The organism is Herbiconiux daphne (assembly GCF_024979295.1).
Classification (GTDB): domain Bacteria; phylum Actinomycetota; class Actinomycetes; order Actinomycetales; family Microbacteriaceae; genus Herbiconiux; species Herbiconiux daphnes.
Window position 1 is genome coordinate 474,795 of record NZ_JANLCJ010000001.1, and the last position, 17,604, is coordinate 492,398.

Sequence of the window (17,604 nt, forward strand, 5' to 3'; positions counted from 1 at the left end):
CGGGTCGCAGCGGCGATATGGTGAAACCGACATGATTCCCGGCTCGACCCGCACCCGACGACCTGCCTCCGCACGCCGCGCGGCGCTCGCCGTGCTCGCCACCGCGGTGGCGGTCGCGCTCACCGCGTGCGTGAGCGGCCCGGCGGTGCCCTCGGGCACGCCGACACCGGTCGCCACCATGGTGCAGCCGAACCCCACGGGCGACGGCACCGTCGTGATCGGCGCGCTCGTGCCGCTCTCGGGGGCGAACGCCGTGCACGGCAACGCCGGCCTCGCCGGAGTCGCGCTGGCCGCACGCGACATCGCCGAAGCCGGTGGCGCGCTCGGCACACCGGTGATCGTGGTGCCGGGGGATGCCGCCGACGCGACGAGCACCCGCGGCGCCGAGAGCGTCGCCACGTTCGCCGGGCGCGGGGTCGATGCCGTCGTCGGGCCGAACAGCGCCGACCTGGTCGACGCGATCGGCGCGGCCGCGCTCGCAGCGGGCCTGCCGGGGGTGACCGCGGTGGCCGAGCCCGAGGCCGTCGACGACGCCTTCGCCGCCCGCCTGCGCTCCTCCGACCCCACCCTCGCCGACACCGCCTTCGGCGCCGAGAGCTACGACGCCACGGTCATGATCGCCCTCGCCGCCGAGCTCGCGGGCGACGACGGGGCGGCCTCGATCGCCGAGTTCCTCCCGGCCGTGACCTCGGGCGGGGTGGCCTGCTCGAGCTACGGGGCCTGTCTCGACGTGCTGAAGTCGCGCGCCGACATCCGCTACACCGGGGTGGCGTCGACGCTGACGACGGATGCCGCGGCCCCCGTCGCCGGCACGCTCGTGCTGATCGGACTCACCCGCTGAGAGCGCGGCCATGTCACCGCAAGGTAACGATTTGGCCGTGTTACACGGCTGTAACACGCACGTATTGTTCCGGGGCGCTCGGGCGCATAGCTTGAATGCACGGCGATTCTTCGAGTCTGCCGAGAAACTGCACACATTCACATAAGGAGCACCATGAGCGTATTCGCGAAGGTCACCACCTCGCGCTCGAAGCCCCTGTCGATCCTTGCGGGCGTTGCCGCGTTCAGTGCCGGCGCTTTGCTGCTGGCCTCGTGCGCGTCGACCCCGTCTGACGACGGCGGAGAGACCACCGCGGCCGCAGCGATCTGCGGGCCCGACGCGGCGACCACGGCGGCCGACATCACGGCAACCGCGCCTGAGGCAGCCCAGACCCGCGACACGACCCTGAAGATCGGTTCGATCCTGCCGACCACCGGTAGCCTCGCCTTCCTCGGCCCGCCCGAGATCGCGGGTGTCGACCTGGCCGTCGACGAGATCAACGCATCGGCATCCGGCGTTCTCGGCGGCAACGTCGAGGTCATCCACCGCGACTCCGGCGACACCACGACCGACATCGCGACCCAGTCGGCGACCGACCTGCTCAGCCAGGGCGTCGCGGGCATCGTGGGTGCTGCGTCATCCGGTGTCTCGTTCACCTTCATCGACCAGGTGACCGGCGCTCAGGTCGTTCAGATCTCGCCGGCGAACACCTCGCCCGACTTCTCGACCTACGACGACGGCGGCTACTACTTCCGCACCGCCCCGTCCGACGTGCTGCAGGGCCGCGTGCTCGGCAACCTGATGGTCGGTGACGGCGCCACGAACATCGGCATCATCTACCTCAACGACGCCTACGGCTCCGGTCTCGAAGAGAACGTCGCCAAGGCTGTCGAAGCGGCCGGTGGAACCGTCGTCGCGTCGGAGGCCTTCAACGAAGGCGACAGCCAGTTCAGCGCTCAGATCGACGCCGTCGTGGCCGAAGACCCCGACGCCATCGCGCTGATCGCGTTCGACCAGACCAAGGTCATCATCCCCGAGCTCGTCGGAACCAAGGGTTACGACGGCGGCAAGGTCTACTTCGTCGACGGCAACCTGGCCGACTACTCGGCCGACTTCGACGAGGGCACCCTGAACTGCGCCAAGGGCACGCTCCCCGGCGTTCTCGCTGACGACGCGTTCAAGGCCAAGCTGCTCGGTGTGAACCCCGATCTGACCGACTTCAGCTACGCGGCTGAGTCCTACGACGCGGTGAACCTGATGGCCCTCGCGGCGATCGCCGGCGGCTCGGCCACCGGCCCCGCCATCCAGGCGAACATGCAGGCGGTCTCTGAGGGTGGCACGAAGTGCACCAGCTTCTCGGAGTGCGCCGACCTGCTCGCTGCGGGCACCGACATCGACTACGACGGCATCTCCGGCCCGATCACGTTCGATGACAACGGTGACCCGACCGAGGCCTACATCGGCATCTACCAGTACGGCTCGGACAACACCTACGCGCCGCTGAACGTCGAGTTCGGCTCGCTCGCGGAGTAGTCCTCCCGAACACCGGAAGGCCCGGCCCCTCCTCGGAGGGTGCCGGGCCTTTCGCTGTGCCGGGCGCGCGTGGTCGCGGCGCGGGCGCGGGCTAGCGCCCGCCCGGCCCTCGTCGAGACGTCAAAAAACGCCCCAAGACCGCAGTCTTGGGGCGTTTCTCGACTTCTCGAGGCGGGTGAGGCGGGCCTAGTGGCCCTGATCGGCCGCCAGGGTGCCGAGGTAGAGCTCGATGACCTTGGGGTCTTTCATGAGCTCGCGGCCGGTGCCCGTGTAGGCGTCGCGGCCCTGGTCGAGCACGTAGGCCCGGTCGCAGATCTGCAGGCAGCGGCGCGCGTTCTGCTCCACCATGATGACCGAGACGCCGGCGCGGTTGATCTGGTGCACGCGCATGAACGTCTCGTCCTGGCGCACGGGCGAGAGGCCCGCCGACGGCTCGTCGAGCAGCAGAACGGATGGCTCCATCATGAGCGCCCGGCCCATGGCCACCATCTGGCGCTCACCGCCCGAGAGCGAGCCGGCGCGCTGCTTGCGGCGCTTGCCGAGCTCGGGGAAGAGGGTGGTGACGAAGTCGAAGCGTTCCGCGAAGATCGACGGCTTCTGGAACAGGCCCATCTCGAGGTTCTCCTCGATTGTGAGGCTCGGGAAGACGTTGTTGTTCTGCGGCACCATGCCGACACCCTTGGTGACGAGCTTGTTGGCCTTGAGGCCCGTGATGTCCTCACCCTTCAGGATGACCTTGCCACCGCGGATCTTGATCTGGCCGAAGATCGCCTTGAGCACCGTCGACTTGCCGGCGCCGTTGGGCCCGATGATGCCGATCAGCTCGCCCGGGTAGGCCTCGATCGTGCAGCCGTTCAAGATGTTCACGCCCGGCAGGTAGCCGCCGATCAGGTTGTCGGTCTTGAGCACCGGCTCGCCGCGGTCGGTGGGCGCGAGGGTGTGCGGGCCCTGGGGGCGTGCACGCGCGGAGTCCTCGGCGAGCACGTTCGTCTCGTCGTTGACCTCGTTCGGGTTGATGTCGCTCATCGCTCCCTCTCCGCTGCCGGGGGTGTGGTGGTCTCGCCGTAGCCGGGGCCCTCGTCGACCTCCGGATGCGCCTCGCGAGCCTTGCGCTCGGCCTCGAGCACGGGGTTCGGGCCGTCTTCCATCAGGTCGCCGAGGTCTTCGTCGTGGTGCGCGCCCAGGTAGGCGTCGATCACGGCGGGGTCTTTCATGACGCTCTCGGGCGGCCCTTCGGCCACCACGCGGCCCTCGGCCATCACGATCACCCAGTCGGAGATGTGCATGACCATGTGCATGTCGTGCTCGACGAACAGCACCGAGGTGCCGTCGCTCTTGAGGTTCTTGATGTGGCCGAGCAGCGACTGCGTGAGCGCCGGGTTGACACCCGCCATCGGCTCGTCGAGCATGATCAGCTCGGGCTTCGACATGAGCGCGCGGGCCATCTCGAGGAGCTTGCGCTGGCCGCCCGAGAGCGAGGCGGCGTAGTCTTCGCGCTTGGCGTCGAGCTTGAAGCGGGCGAGGAGGTCGTCGGCGCGGGCCGTGTTCTCTTCTTCCTGCTTGCGCCACAGCGGCTTGAACAGGGCGCTGAACAGGCCCTCGCCCTTCTGGCCGGTGGCGCCGAGCAGCATGTTCTGCAGCACCGAGAGGCGGCCGAGCGACTTGGTCAGCTGGAAGGTGCGCACCATGCCGGCGCGAGCCACCTTGAAGGCCGGAACGCCCGCGAGCGACTTGCCGTCGAACTCCCAGGTGCCGGTGTTCGGCTTGTCGAAGCCGGTGAGCAGGTTGAACATCGTGGTCTTGCCGGCCCCGTTCGGGCCGATGAGCGCGGTGATCTGCCCGCGGGGAATCTCGAGGTGATCGACATCCACGGCTTTGAGGCCGCCGAACTGGCGGGTCACGTGGTCGGCGATCACGATCGGATCGGTCTTGGCGCAGCCCGGGCCGACCTCGCCCTTGACGAGCGGGTGGGTGGCGACGACGGCGGGTTCTGAGATGTTAGACACTGAAGGACAGCTCCTTCTTGTTTCCGAAAATACCTTGCGGTCTGAAGATGACGAGCAGCATGAGCGCGACACCGACGAGGATGAATCGTATCTGCCCAGCCTGAGTGGTGCTGATGAAACTCAGGGCACCGGATTCGATGGCGCCGTAGAGGATGCCCTGGGTGAGCGAGAGCACGACCCAGAAGATCATCGAGCCGACGATGGGGCCGAAGATGGTGGCCGCGCCACCCAGCAGCATGATCGTCCAGATGAAGAAGGTGAGGCCGGTGGTGTAGTTCGCCGGCTGCACCGCTCGCGGCAGGATGAAGATGATGCCCGCGACCGAGCCCATCACGCCACCGAGAACCAGGGCCTGCATCTTGTAGGAGTAGACGTTCTTGCCGAGCGAGCGCACGGCATCCTCGTCTTCACGGATGCCCTTCACCACGCGGCCCCAGGGGCTGCGCATCAGAAGGAACACCAGCACGCTGGCGAGCACCACGAGGGCCCAGCCGACGATGCGGATCCACCAGTCGTATTCGTTGTAGGTGAACGGGCCGAAGCCGTAACGGCCCTCGGGAATCGGGTTGATCGCCGCGAAGGTGCCCTTGAAGCCGGAGAGGCCGTTCGCCGCACCGGTGAAGTCGGTGAGCCCGGTCGTGGTCACGATGTAGCGCACCACCTCGGCCGCCGCGATCGTGACGATGGCCAGGTAGTCGGCCCGCAGTCGCAGCGTCGGGATGCCGAGGATGAACGCGAAGATCACCGAGCAGATGATGGCGCTCAGCACCGCGACGATGAGCGGTGCGCCCGCGAGCGTCGGGATGGCGAACGCGTAGGCGCCGATGAGGAGGAAGGCGGCCTGACCGAAGTTCAGGAGGCCCGTGTAGCCGAAGTGGATGCCGAGGCCGATGGCCGCGAGCGCATAGGCCGCGGTCGTCGGGCTGATGATCTCGCCGACGGCATTGCCGAAGATGTTTCCCCAGTCCATGAGTCTCTCCTCCCTTAACCGATTCGTTCTTTACGCCCGAGGATGCCCTGCGGTCGCACGAGGAGCACCAGGATGAGCACCACGAGAGCCGCGGCGTACTTCAGGTCCGGCGGTATGAACAGGGTCGACAGCTCGACGAACAGGCCCACGACGATCGAGCCCACCAGCGCGCCGTAGGCCGAGCCGAGACCACCGAGCGTGACGGCCGCGAACATCAGCAGCAGCACCTGGAAGCCCATGTCCCACGACACCTGGCGGTAGAGGGCCAGCATCACGCCGGCGAGGGCTGCGAGGGCGCCGGCGAGCACCCAGACGATGCGGATGATGCGGTCGACGTCGATTCCGGATGCCGCCGCGAGCGACGGGTTGTCGGAGACGGCCCGCGTCGCCTTGCCGATGCGGGTGCGAGTGAGGAAGAGGCCGACCAGCACGAGCACGACCACCGAGATCAGCATGCTGATCAGCGATCCCGTGGTGATGCGCACCGGCCCGAGTACGACGGCGTCGGAGAGCCCGACGTTCATCGTCTTCGTGTCGCCGCCGATGTTGAACAGATAGAGGTAACGCAGGGCGATCGCGAGACCGATCGACACGATCATGGCCTGCACGAGTTTCACCCCCTTGCGTCTCAAGGGTTTCCAGAGCAACCAGTCGTTCAGGTAGCCGAACACGCCACCGAGCACGAGGGCGACCACCATCGCGATGAAGATGTTGATGCCGAGCAGCACCGCGACCACCCACGCCACGATGGCCCCGAAGGTCACCATCTCGCCGTGGGCGAAGTTGTTGAGGCCCGTGGTGCCGAAGATGAGTGTGATGCCGATGGCGGCGAGGGCGATCAGCAGACCGAAGTTGAGGCCGGCCGCGAGGCGTTGCAGGAACTGCTCGAAGAAGCCCGTCGTCTGACGGGTGTCAGCGCCGAGCGGGAACGACCTCGTGATCGTGTTGGTCTGCCATTCGCCGGCGGAGACGGTCGCCGAGCTCTTGTCGGGATCGCGCAGCTCGACGCCGTCGGGAAGCGTCTCGGGGTCGAGGGTGACGGTGTAGTCGCCCTTGCCCGGCACGACCACAGACCAGCGGCCCGTGTCATCCGTCGTCGCGACCTCGGAGAAGTCGCCGCCCTCGACCGTGACCTCGGCGCCGGCGACGAGGGTGTCGCCGTCGCGGAGGATTCCGCCGATGGTGTAGGTCGTGGTGAAATCGCCGGAATCGGTCGACGTCGGGGTTGGTGCGGGCGTTTCGGTGGCCCTTGCCGAAGTGGCTGCGGCGCCGAGCGCGAAGCCGAGGCAGAGCGCTAGCACTGCGACGATCATCGTGGTCAAGCGGACACCGCGTCCGAGACGGATACCTGCGATCAAGACAGCACCTCCTGGAAGGAGACCGCCGGGTGCAGCGGCGATCTCCGTGTCTATGGTCGTAGCGACATTGCTAGACCATACATTCGAATTGTGTCCACGGTGTTTCAGGTGGCCATCTTCGACGTCCGTCATTTCTACACCGGAATAACGAGAGCGCCTAACCGTTAGCATTTAGACAGGTTTCGGGCGTTTAGAGGAGTGAGATGGACCAGGCGGATCCGTTCGGTTTTGTTGGATTGACGTATGACGACGTGATGCTCCTGCCCGGGCACACCGACGTCATCCCGAGCGAGGCCGACACGTCGTCGCGCCTGACCCGCCGCATCCAGGTCGCCACCCCGCTGCTCTCGGCGGCGATGGACACCGTCACGGAGTCGCGCATGGCCGTCGCCATGGCCCGGGAGGGTGGCCTCGGCATCCTGCACCGCAACTTGTCGATCGTCGATCAGGCCGAACAGGTCGACCGCGTGAAGCGCAGCGAGTCGGGCATGGTGACCGACCCGGTGACCACGACCCCCGACGCGACCGTGGCCGAGGTCGATGCGCTGTGCGGCGTCTACCGCGTGTCGGGTCTGCCGGTCGTCGACGGTTCCGGTGTGCTGGTGGGCATCATCACCAACCGCGACATGCGGTTCGTGTCGCAGTTCGAGAAGTCGACCACCCTCGTGCGCGACGTGATGACCAAGATGCCGCTCATCACCGCCAAGGTCGGCGTCGACCCGGATGACGCGGTCGCCATCTTCGCGCAGCACAAGATCGAGAAGCTGCCGATCGTCGACGACTCCGGGCGTCTCACCGGTCTCATCACGGTTAAGGACTTCGACAAGAGCGAGAAGTACCCCAACGCCACGAAAGACGCCGCCGGGCGCCTGAGGGTGGGTGCCGCGATCGGCTTCTTCGGCGACGCCTGGCAGCGCGCCACCAACCTGCTCGACGCGGGTGTCGACGTGATCGTGGTCGACACAGCGAACGGCGACAGCGCAGGCGTGCTCGACATCATCCGTCGCCTGAAGAGCGACTCGGCCTTCGCCGACGTCGACGTCATCGGTGGCAACGTGGCCACCCGCTCGGGCGCGCAGGCGCTGATCGACGCGGGAGCCGACGCCATCAAGGTGGGTGTCGGGCCAGGCTCGATCTGCACCACCCGCGTGGTCGCGGGCGTGGGCGTGCCCCAGGTGACAGCGGTCTATGAAGCTTCCCTCGCCGCTCGTGAGACCGGAGTTCCGGTGATCGCCGACGGCGGCCTGCAGTACTCGGGCGACATCGCCAAGGCGCTGGTCGCCGGCGCCGACACCGTGATGCTCGGCTCGCTGCTCGCCGGCTGCGACGAGAGCCCCGGCGACCTCGTGTTCGTCAACGGCAAGCAGTTCAAGAACTACCGCGGCATGGGCTCGCTCGGCGCGCTGCAGACCCGGGGGCAGAAGACCTCGTACTCGAAGGACCGCTACTTCCAGTCCGACGTGCCGTCGGACGACAAGCTCATCGCCGAGGGCATCGAGGGCCAGGTGCCCTACCGCGGCCCGCTGTCGTCGGTGGCCTACCAGCTGGCCGGCGGGCTGCGGCAGTCGATGTTCTACGTGGGCGCGCGCACCATCCCCGAGCTCAAGGTGAAGGGGCGCTTCGTGCGCATCACCGCTGCGGGCCTCAAGGAGTCGCACCCGCACGACGTGCAGATGGTGGTGGAGGCGCCGAACTACCGTCGGTAGTACCTGGCGGGACGGGCGGTAGTTCGCTCAGGTTGCCCCACCTCCGCCGAGAAGTCACTTTTCGTTGCTCGGTGGGGGTGTGGGGAACGGATTGTGACTTCTCGCGGGGGAGGGCGACGCCGGGCCAGTGGAGGCCCGGGCCGGGGGACGGGCGCCCGGATAGGATGAAGCGTGATGGAAATTGAAATCGGCCGCGCAAAGCGGGGTCGCCGCGTCTATGCCTTCGACGACATCGCGGTGGTGCCGTCGCGGCGCACCCGCGACCCGCAAGACGTCTCGGTGAACTGGTCGATCGACGCCTACCAGTTCGACATCCCCGTGCTCGCCGCCCCGATGGACTCCGTGGTGTCGCCGAAGACGGCGATCATGATCGGCCAGCTCGGCGGCCTCGGCGTGCTCGACCTCGAGGGTCTGTGGACGCGCTACGAAGACCCCGAGCCCCTGCTGGCCGAGATCCGCAGCCTGCCCGACGACCGCGCCACCGAGCGCATGCAGCAGATCTACGCCGAGCCGGTGAAGCCCGAGCTCGTCGCGGCGCGACTGGCCGAGATCCGCGCCTCGGGCGTCACCGTCGCCGGCTCGCTGTCGCCCCAGCGCACCCAGGAGCTCTACGAGACCGTCGTGGCCGCCGGCGTCGACCTGTTCGTCATCCGCGGCACCACGGTGTCGGCCGAGCACGTGTCGAAGAACGTCGAGCCGCTCAACCTCAAGAAGTTCATCTACGAACTCGACGTGCCGGTGATCGTGGGCGGCGCCGCCACCTACACCGCGGCCCTGCACCTCATGCGCACCGGCGCCGCCGGGGTGCTCGTCGGTTTCGGCGGGGGAGCCGCCTCCACCACCCGCGCGACCCTCGGCATCCACGCCCCCATGGCCACCGCGGTGGCGGATGTCGCGGGCGCACGCCGTGACTACATGGACGAGTCGGGCGGCCGCTACGTGCACGTCATCGCCGACGGCGGCCTCGGCACCTCGGGCGACATCGTGAAGGCCATCTCGGTCGGCGCCGACGCCGTCATGCTCGGCACCGCGCTGGCGCGAGCGACGGATGCCCCAGGCGGCGGTTACCACTGGGGCCCCGAGGCCCACCACTCCCAGCTTCCGCGGGGCAACCGGGTGCACGTGGGCACCGTGGCGCCGCTCGAGCAGATCCTCTACGGCCCCTCACCGGTCGCCGACGGCACCGCCAACCTGATCGGCGCACTGCGCCGTTCGATGGCGACGACGGGCTACTCCGACCTCAAGGAGTTCCAGCGCATCGAAGTGGTTGTCGCCCCCTACCGGGTTGACTAGCGTAAAGAACGAGGGCAGTTAGCTCACCAACGAAGGAGAGTCTCATGGGCACGACAAGTTCGGTTTCGCACTCGACGAAGATCGGCCCGGAGGAACGAGCGGCGGCGATCGAGGCCCTCAAGTCGAAAGAACTCGACATCCTGGTGGTGGGCGGCGGCATCGTCGGCACCGGTAGCGCCCTGGATGCCGTCACCCGGGGCCTGCGGGTCGGAATGGTCGAGGCACGGGACTGGGCGTCGGGCACGTCGAGCCGTTCGTCGAAGCTCGTGCACGGCGGCATCCGTTACCTGGAGCAGCTCGATTTCCGCCTGGTGCGCGAGGCCCTGATCGAGCGCGGGCTGCTGCTGCAGCGCATCGCCCCGCACCTGGTGAAGCCGGTGCGGTTTCTCTACCCCCTGAACAAACGGGTCATCGAGCGCGCCTACATCGGCGCCGGCATGCTGCTCTATGACATCTTCTCGTACTCGGGCGGACGCCCTCCGGGGGTGCCGCACCACCGCCACCTCTCGCGCCGCCAGGTGCAGACGCTCATGCCCAGCCTGTCGAAAGACGCGCTGATCGGCGGCATCACCTACTACGACGCCCAGGTCGACGACGCCCGTTACGTGGCGAGCGTCGCGCGCACGGCGGCCTCCTATGGTGCGCACGTGGCGAGCCGGGTGCAGGTCGACGGGTTCATCAAGGTGGGCGAACGCGTGGTCGGCGTGCACGCGCACGACCTCGAGTCGGGCGAGAAGTTCGACATCCGGGCGAAGCAGGTCGTGAACGCGACCGGGGTGTGGACCGATGACACCCAGGCGATGGTGGGCGAGCGCGGCCAGTTCAAGGTGCGGGCCTCGAAGGGAATCCACCTGGTGGTGCCGCGCGACCGGTTCCAGGGCAAGTCGGGCCTGCTGCTGCGCACCGAGAAGAGCGTGCTCTTCGTCATTCCGTGGGGCCGGCACTGGCTGATCGGCACCACCGACACCGACTGGCACCTCGACAAGGCGCATCCGGCGGCGACGGCGGCCGACATCGACTACCTGCTCGAACACGTCAACAAGGTGCTCGCCGTGCCGCTCACGCGCGAAGACGTGGAGGGTGTGTTCGCGGGCCTGCGCCCGTTGCTCGCCGGCGAGTCGGAGCAGACCTCCAAGCTCTCGCGCGAGCACCTCGTGGCGCACTCGGTGCCCGGGCTCGTCGTGGTGGCCGGGGGCAAATGGACGACCTACCGCATCATGGCCAAAGACGCCATCGACGCCGCGGTCTCGGCGCTCGACGGCAAGATCTCGCCGTCGGTGACGCAGGACATCGCGTTGCTCGGGGCCGAGGGCTACCAGGCGGCCTGGAACAAGCGCGCCAAGATCGCGCGCCGGTTCGGGGTGCACACCGTGCGGATCGAGCATCTGCTGAACCGCTACGGCACGCTCACCGACGAATTGCTCGACCTGATCGCCGAGCGGCCCGAGCTGGCGGAGCCGCTGCCCGGGGCCGACGACTACATCGGCGCCGAAGTGGTCTATGCGGCGTCGCACGAGAGCGCGCTGCACCTCGACGACGTGCTGGCGCGCCGCACCCGCATCTCGATCGAGGCCTGGGACCGCGGGGTGTCGGCGGCGCCGGTGGCCGCACGGCTGATGGGCGAGGTGCTCGGCTGGGACGAGGAGCGCATCCAGCACGAGGTCACGGTCTACCTCGAACGCGTCGCCGCCGAGCGGGCGAGTCAGGAGCAGCCCGACGACGAGTCGGCCGAGCGCATCCGGCTCGAGGCGCCCGACATCGTGAAGGTGGACTGACAGGCGGCTGCGCTGGGCGCGAACGGGCAGCCGGCGACGACGGGTGATGCCGCCCCCTCGACTAAACTGGAATCACCGCGGATCGGATGATCGCGATGAGGTTTTCCTGAGGAGACAGCCATGGTGGACGTTCGGCGAGTCAAGCTTCCCGGCGTGGGGGTGCTGCACACGTTCAAGACGTCGGACGGCGGCAAGGTCGGCGTGATCGCCCACCGCTCCGGGCACAGCGACCTCATCACGTTCTCCGACGACGAAGACGGCTCGAACGCCACCAAGATCTCACTCCGCCTCTCCGAAGACGAAGCGCACACCCTCGCCGAGCTGCTCGGCGGCACCCAGATCACCGAGTCGCTGACGGCGCTCGACCAGATCCCGGGCCTCAGCATCGACTGGTTCACGGTCGATTACGACGACCACATCGCCGGCCAGCCCCTCGGCAGCCCGGCCGAGCGCGGCATCGCAGGTCTCACCGTCGTGGCCGTCGTGCGCGGCGACTCCACCAACCCCGCGCCGGCGACCGACTTCAAGGTGTTCCCCGGCGACACGCTCGTCGTGGCCGGTTCGCCCGAGAAGGTCGCCAAGGCGTTCAACTTCTTCCGCACCGGTGAGGCGAAGCTCCGGGCCGGAGTGGTCGACGGCTCTCCCGGCCTCAGCTAGGCCCGCCGAATGCACCTGGGCCCCGACCTCCTCGTTCTCGGCATCCTGTTCGTCATCGCCTATGTGCTGGGGCGGTTGGGAAAGTCGATCGGCCTGCCCGCGATTCCGATCTACATGGTCGTGGGGCTGATCGCGAGCCCCTACTTCACCTGGTTCCCGCTCAGCTTCGCGCACGGCGACTACATCGAGTTGATCGCGGTCTTCGGGTTGATCCTGCTGCTGTTCAACCTGGGGCTCGAGTTCGATCAAGACGAGTTCTTCAGCAACGCCGGCAAGCTCATCATCTCGGGCGGCTCCTACATCGCCATCAACATGGCGGTCGGGCTCGTGTTCGGCTTCCTGGTGGGCTGGGGTTCCCGTGAAGCGCTGATCATCGCGGGAATCACCGCGACATCCTCGAGCGCCATCGTCACGAAACTGCTGATCGAACTGAACCGGCTGGCCAACCGCGAGACGCCGATGATCCTGGGCGTGACGGTGGTCGAAGACGTCTTCATCGCGATCTACCTGGCGATCGTCTCGGTGGTGCTGAGCGGCGAGACCGAGATCTGGCCGGTGGTCGGCAAGCTCGTGATCGCCTTCGTCTTCTTGGTCGTCATGTTCGCGGTCGCCCGCTGGGGCGGCCGATTCGTGTCGCGCATCTTCCGCACCAAAGACGACGAGCTCTTCACCATCCTGTTCTTCGGGCTGGCCATCATGTTCGGAGGCCTCGGCGAGATCCTCGGGGTGACGGATGCGATCGGTGCCTTCCTGATCGGCCTCGTGCTGGGTGCGACCCGCTATCGCAACCGCATCGAACAGATCGCCATCCCCCTGCGCGACGTGTTCGGCGCGTTCTTCTTCTTGAACTTCGGGTTGGGGCTCGACCCGTCGAAGTTCCCGCTCGTGATCGTGCCCGTGGTGATCGCCGTCGGCATGACCATCGGCCTCAACATCATCGCCGGGCAGTTCGTGGCCAGGCTGAACGGCCTGAACGCCCAGGCGGGCATCAACACGGCGGCCATCCTGCAGAACCGGGGGGAGTTCGCGCTCATTCTCGCGACCCTCGCCCTCGCGGCGGGGCTCGACGCGCGCATCCAGCCGTTCGCGGGGCTCTACGTGCTCATCATGGCCATCATCGGGCCCATCCTCGCCGTGAACTCGGAGAAGATCGGGGCGTTCGTGTTGCGCACCAACAAGAAGCGCGCACCCGCCAAGACCGTGGGCGCTCCGGCGGGGTCGCCGGTGTCGAACGAGGCGATCGCCCTGATGGAGGGCGAGCTCGAGGCCGACCGGGTCGACCCCTACCCCGATCCGGATGTCGCCGACGATCCGCTCGCCGACGATGCGCTCGCCGGCGACGGCCTCGATGACGCCGGAGGCTCCGATGACACCGCCGACCCCGAGCTCGCGAACATCGACCGCCTGATCGAGCAGGCGATGCAACAGGGCGACGAACCGAACCGCAACGCAAGGGACAGCGAGTATTGACTCTCGGAAGTGTGATGAGGCGTCCGCGCTGGATCGCGACGCTCGTGCTCGCCCTGGCGGTCGCCGCAGGATTCGCGGCGCTCGGGCAGTGGCAGCTCGGCCGCGCCGTGTCCACCGGCACCGCCGTCAACGACCAGACCGAGAACGTGCGTCCGCTGGCCGATGTGGCGAAGCCGCAGACCCCGGTGGTCGAGACCCAGGCGGCGCAGCGCGTCAGTGTGGCGGGGGAGTACGTGCCGTCGGGCTACGGCCTGCTCGGCGACCGCCTCAACGACGGTGAGCCCGGCTACTGGGTGATCGGCCAGCTACACGTCGACGGCCTGATCGACACCTCGCTCGCCGTGGCCCTCGGCTGGACCTCGAGCGCCGACGACGCGCAAGCGGCCGTCGACGCCCTCGCGGCCGGCGGCTCGGCCGGCGTGGTGCAACTCGAGGGGCGCTACCTGCCCACCGAGGCGCCGGCTCCGGATGACGCCGAGAAACCCGTGGCCGGCCCGTCGTCGTTCGGCACCGGCGTGCTGGAGACCACGATGGCGGTTTCGTCGCTGATCAACTCCTGGCCGGACTTCGACGCGAACGCCGACGTCTACGGCGGCTACCTCGTGGTCGACGAGGCTCCCGCCGGTCTCACCGCGATCGACTCGCCCGAACCCGACCGCTCGGTGCAGCTGAACTGGCTCAACATCTTCTACGCCGCCGAATGGGTGGTGTTCGCCGGGTTCGCGATCTACCTCTGGTATCGCCTGGTGCGTGACGCCTGGGAGCGTGAGCTGGAGGAAGCCGACGAGAACGCACCGGATGCGCGGGTAGGCTAGATCCATGGCTCTCGCCCCCAAGATGAAGGACTTCCCGCGCATCCGCGGGGCCCTGAAGTTCTACCAGGTCGCCTCGATCATCACCGGCGTCATGCTGCTTCTGCTCTGCGTCGAGATGCTGCTGAAATACACGCCGATCGGCGTCGAGCTCGAGCTCGGCGGCCCCCGGGGCTTCTTGGCGTTCGTTCCCTCGGGCACGACCGTCGCCGTCAACCTGAGCACCGGCGTGCTGATCGCCCACGGCTGGTTCTACGTCGTCTACCTCTTCTCCGACTTCCGCCTCTGGAGCCTGATGCGGTGGCCGTTCACCCGGTTCATCGTCATCGCGCTCGGGGGCGTCATCCCGTTCCTCTCCTTCTTCCTCGAAGCGCGCGTCGCGCGTGAGGTGAAGACCTACCTCGCCTCGCGTGAAGCCGAGGCGGCAACCCCGCAACCAGTGGAGGCCTCCAATTAGCGGAACAGACACTCCGAACCACGACGACCTCACCCGCCCGGTTCTCGTCGTCGACTTCGGTGCGCAGTATGCGCAGCTGATCGCCCGGCGCGTTCGCGAGGCGAGCGTCTATTCCGAGATCGTGCCGCACTCGATCAGCGCCGACGAGGTGGCCGCCAAGAACCCGGTGGGCATCGTGCTGAGCGGTGGGCCGTCGAGTGTCTACGAAGAGGGTGCGCCCGAGTTCGACCCGGCGATCTTCGACCTCGGCATTCCGGTGATGGGCATCTGCTACGGCTTCCAGGTGATGGCGAAGGCCCTCGGCGGCGAGGTCGCGAAGACGGGCGCCCGCGAATACGGCTCGACCGACATGGCCGTCGACGGCCAGGGCGGTTCGCTGCTCGGCGAGCAGCCCACGGAGCAGACCGTCTGGATGAGCCACGGCGACTCGGTGGTGCAGGCCCCCGAGGGCTTCGACGTGCTCGCGAGCACCTCATCGACACCGGTTGCCGCGTTCGCGAACCCCGACCGCGGCCTCTACGGCGTGCAGTGGCACCCCGAGGTGAGGCACACGCAATACGGCCAGACCGTGATCGAGAACTTCCTGCACCGCGCCGCCGGCATCCCGGCCGACTGGAACCCGGGCAACGTCATCGCCGACCAGGTCGCCGCCATCCAGGCTCAGGTCGGCGACGGCAAGGTCATCTGCGCCCTCTCCGGCGGCGTCGACTCGGCGGTCGCCGGCGCGCTCGTGCACAAGGCGGTCGGCGATCAGCTGGTGTGCGTGTTCGTCGACCACGGTCTGCTGCGCGAGGGCGAGCGGCGGCAGGTCGAAGAAGACTACGTGGCCTCCACCGGAGTGCGCCTGGTCACCATCGATGCCCGCGAACAGTTCTTGACCGCTCTCGCCGGCGTGAGCGACCCCGAGCAGAAGCGCAAGATCATCGGGCGCGAGTTCATCCGCACCTTCGAAAAGGCCCAGGCCGACCTCGTGGCCGAGGCCGCGGCAGACGGCGACCCCATCCGGTTCCTCGTGCAGGGCACCCTCTACCCCGACGTGGTGGAGTCGGGCGGCGGCAGCGGCACCGCGAACATCAAGAGCCACCACAACGTGGGCGGCCTGCCCGAAGACCTGCAGTTCGAGCTCGTGGAGCCGCTGCGCGCGTTGTTCAAAGACGAGGTGCGCGCCATCGGCCGCGAACTCGGCCTTCCGGAGCAGATCGTGGGGCGGCAGCCGTTCCCCGGCCCCGGCCTCGGCATCCGCATCGTGGGCGAGGTGACGGCCGAGCGCCTCGACCTGTTGCGTCACGCCGACGCCATCGTGCGCGCCGAGCTGACCGCAGCGGGCCTCGACAGCGAGATCTGGCAGTGCCCGGTCGTGCTGCTCGCCGACGTGCGCTCGGTGGGTGTGCAGGGCGACGGCCGCACCTACGGCCACCCGATCGTGCTGCGCCCGGTCTCGAGCGAAGACGCCATGACGGCCGACTGGACGCGGTTGCCCTACGACGTGCTGGCGCGCATCTCGAACCGCATCACCAACGAGGTCACCGGGGTCAACCGGGTCGTGCTCGACGTCACGTCGAAGCCGCCGGGAACCATCGAGTGGGAGTGACGCTCGAGGCTCGACCTCGCTAGAGCGCCGGTGGTGGATTCGTCTGCCGCCGGCGTTTCTCTGGCCACGGGCGTTGCGTGGTGACCCGGCTCACCACCCACTCCAACGGGCCCTGCTCGAAGCGGAGTCGCCAGAGACTCGCGGCGAGCACCGTGGGAACAGCGAGCCCTACGAACAGCGGCAGGTTCTGCCAGCCGAGGAAGCCGCCCGGGTGGTCGACGATCGTGATGTAGACCCAGATCACGACGATCTGCAGCGTGTAGACGGTGAGGGGCATCGACCCGGCGGCCGCGAGCGGGTAGAGCAGACGCTCGGCGATGCGGCGCATCCGCGGAGGTGCCGATGCCGTCAGCCCGACCAGCGCCCCGATCACGGCGACAGCCACGCCGCCCGAGGCCAACACCTCGGCGGTGGTGTCGTCGTGCGCCAGAACCGGATGCCCGACGGCGGCGGCGATCGAGTAGGCGCCGGCGGCGACGAGCGCGCCGAGCACGACGAGCGCGAGCTGTGTGACGGGGCGGCGCAGGTCGGAGCGCGCGACCAGGATGCCCACGGCGATGTAGGCGAGCCAGACGGGCGCGGGGTAGGCCTCGATCAGCCAGCGGAGCGGGAAGTAGGCCCACGCGCTCTCGACCACGCTCTCGGCCGGGCCGGTGGCCGCCTCGACCGCGGCATCGACAGCGTCGACCGCTACGGGGCCGAGGAGGGCGCTCACGGCGGCGATCGCGGCGATGGCCCACCGTGGCGCGAAGAGCAGCGGGATCGCGACGACGAACAGCAACCCGTAGGTGTCGAGGATGATGGCGACGGGAGTGTCGAACGCCGTGAGAGCCAGGCCCAGCACGACGAGCACGACGCCTCGGAGGGCGACCACCCGCGCCACCCGGCCGCGGTCTTCGCGACCGACGCGGCTCGCGCCGCCCGACATCAGGCCGAGCGAGACTCCGGCGATGGTGGCGAAGAGAATCGAGGAGCGCCCGTCGAACACCGTCTCGGCGTCGCCCTCGGGCACGGTGTGGGCGAAGAGCATGCCGACCAGGGCGAGGCCACGGGCGATGTCGAGCCCCACGATGCGCGAGCGGCCACCGGTCGCTCGCCGGGAACGGAGCCGGAAACGCGGAACGGGGCCGTCCGTGTGGACGACCCCGTTCTCGCG

The 17,604-nt window shown here is 68.3% G+C and carries 15 protein-coding genes; 10 read left to right on the plus strand and 5 right to left on the minus strand.

Annotated features, from left to right (window positions below):
- Window positions 1-31: 31 nt before the first annotated feature.
- Window positions 32-841: an ABC transporter substrate-binding protein gene (locus tag N1032_RS02535; protein ID WP_259537243.1), complete on the plus strand. Its 810-nt coding sequence runs from the start codon at window positions 32-34 to the stop codon at window positions 839-841.
- A 153-nt stretch (window positions 842-994) separates the two neighbouring features.
- A complete protein-coding gene (locus N1032_RS02540; RefSeq protein ID WP_259537244.1) occupies window positions 995-2,353 on the plus strand; it encodes an ABC transporter substrate-binding protein in 1,359 nt (452 codons plus the stop codon).
- A 186-nt stretch (window positions 2,354-2,539) separates the two neighbouring features.
- Here the strand turns inward: N1032_RS02540 and N1032_RS02545 are convergent, their stop codons facing one another.
- From N1032_RS02545 to N1032_RS02560, 4 genes are read right to left on the minus strand one after another with little or no spacing between them, the layout of a single operon-like run.
- Window positions 2,540-3,379, minus strand: coding sequence for an ABC transporter ATP-binding protein (locus N1032_RS02545; protein ID WP_259537247.1), 840 nt, complete (start codon window positions 3,377-3,379; stop codon window positions 2,540-2,542).
- Window positions 3,376-4,350, minus strand: a complete 975-nt coding sequence (locus tag N1032_RS02550) for an ABC transporter ATP-binding protein (RefSeq protein WP_259537955.1) — start codon at window positions 4,348-4,350, stop codon at window positions 3,376-3,378. The genes N1032_RS02545 and N1032_RS02550 overlap by 4 nt, the downstream gene beginning before the upstream one ends.
- Window position 4,351: 1 nt before the next feature.
- On the minus strand, window positions 4,352-5,329 hold the full coding sequence (locus N1032_RS02555; RefSeq protein WP_259537248.1) for a branched-chain amino acid ABC transporter permease: 978 nt from the start codon (window positions 5,327-5,329) through the stop codon (window positions 4,352-4,354).
- A gap of 14 nt (window positions 5,330-5,343) precedes the next feature.
- Window positions 5,344-6,642 carry a branched-chain amino acid ABC transporter permease gene (locus N1032_RS02560; RefSeq protein ID WP_259537956.1) on the minus strand — a complete coding sequence of 433 codons (1,299 nt, stop codon included), beginning with the start codon at window positions 6,640-6,642 and terminating at the stop codon, window positions 5,344-5,346.
- Window positions 6,643-6,890: 248 nt separating this feature from the next.
- Between N1032_RS02560 and guaB the strand changes: the two genes are divergently transcribed.
- The 8 genes from guaB (at window position 6,891) to guaA (ending at window position 16,448) form a co-directional block, all read left to right on the plus strand.
- On the plus strand, window positions 6,891-8,393 hold the full coding sequence (gene guaB / locus N1032_RS02565; RefSeq protein WP_259537250.1) for an IMP dehydrogenase: 1,503 nt from the start codon (window positions 6,891-6,893) through the stop codon (window positions 8,391-8,393).
- A 174-nt stretch (window positions 8,394-8,567) separates the two neighbouring features.
- Window positions 8,568-9,686: a GuaB3 family IMP dehydrogenase-related protein gene (locus N1032_RS02570; RefSeq protein WP_259537959.1), complete on the plus strand. Its 1,119-nt coding sequence runs from the start codon at window positions 8,568-8,570 to the stop codon at window positions 9,684-9,686.
- A 44-nt stretch (window positions 9,687-9,730) separates the two neighbouring features.
- A complete protein-coding gene (locus tag N1032_RS02575) occupies window positions 9,731-11,461 on the plus strand; it encodes a glycerol-3-phosphate dehydrogenase/oxidase (protein ID WP_259537251.1) in 1,731 nt (576 codons plus the stop codon).
- Window positions 11,462-11,581: 120 nt separating this feature from the next.
- Window positions 11,582-12,118 (plus strand): cation:proton antiporter regulatory subunit, encoded by a 537-nt coding sequence (locus tag N1032_RS02580; protein WP_259537252.1) that lies wholly within the window; start codon window positions 11,582-11,584, stop codon window positions 12,116-12,118.
- Window positions 12,119-12,127: 9 nt separating this feature from the next.
- Window positions 12,128-13,588: a cation:proton antiporter gene (locus N1032_RS02585; RefSeq protein ID WP_259537253.1), complete on the plus strand. Its 1,461-nt coding sequence runs from the start codon at window positions 12,128-12,130 to the stop codon at window positions 13,586-13,588.
- 14 nt (window positions 13,589-13,602) lie between these two features.
- Window positions 13,603-14,403, plus strand: coding sequence for an SURF1 family cytochrome oxidase biogenesis protein (locus tag N1032_RS02590; protein ID WP_259537254.1), 801 nt, complete (start codon window positions 13,603-13,605; stop codon window positions 14,401-14,403).
- A gap of 4 nt (window positions 14,404-14,407) precedes the next feature.
- Window positions 14,408-14,857, plus strand: coding sequence for a DUF3817 domain-containing protein (locus tag N1032_RS02595; protein ID WP_259537255.1), 450 nt, complete (start codon window positions 14,408-14,410; stop codon window positions 14,855-14,857).
- Window positions 14,853-16,448: a glutamine-hydrolyzing GMP synthase gene (gene guaA / locus N1032_RS02600; RefSeq protein ID WP_259537961.1), complete on the plus strand. Its 1,596-nt coding sequence runs from the start codon at window positions 14,853-14,855 to the stop codon at window positions 16,446-16,448. The genes N1032_RS02595 and guaA overlap by 5 nt, the downstream gene beginning before the upstream one ends.
- A gap of 19 nt (window positions 16,449-16,467) precedes the next feature.
- On the opposite strand, the gene N1032_RS02605 is transcribed toward guaA, so the two are convergent.
- Complete coding sequence (locus N1032_RS02605) at window positions 16,468-17,517, minus strand: DUF418 domain-containing protein (protein WP_259537256.1); 1,050 nt, start codon at window positions 17,515-17,517, stop codon at window positions 16,468-16,470.
- Between the last annotated feature and the right edge of the window lie 87 nt (window positions 17,518-17,604).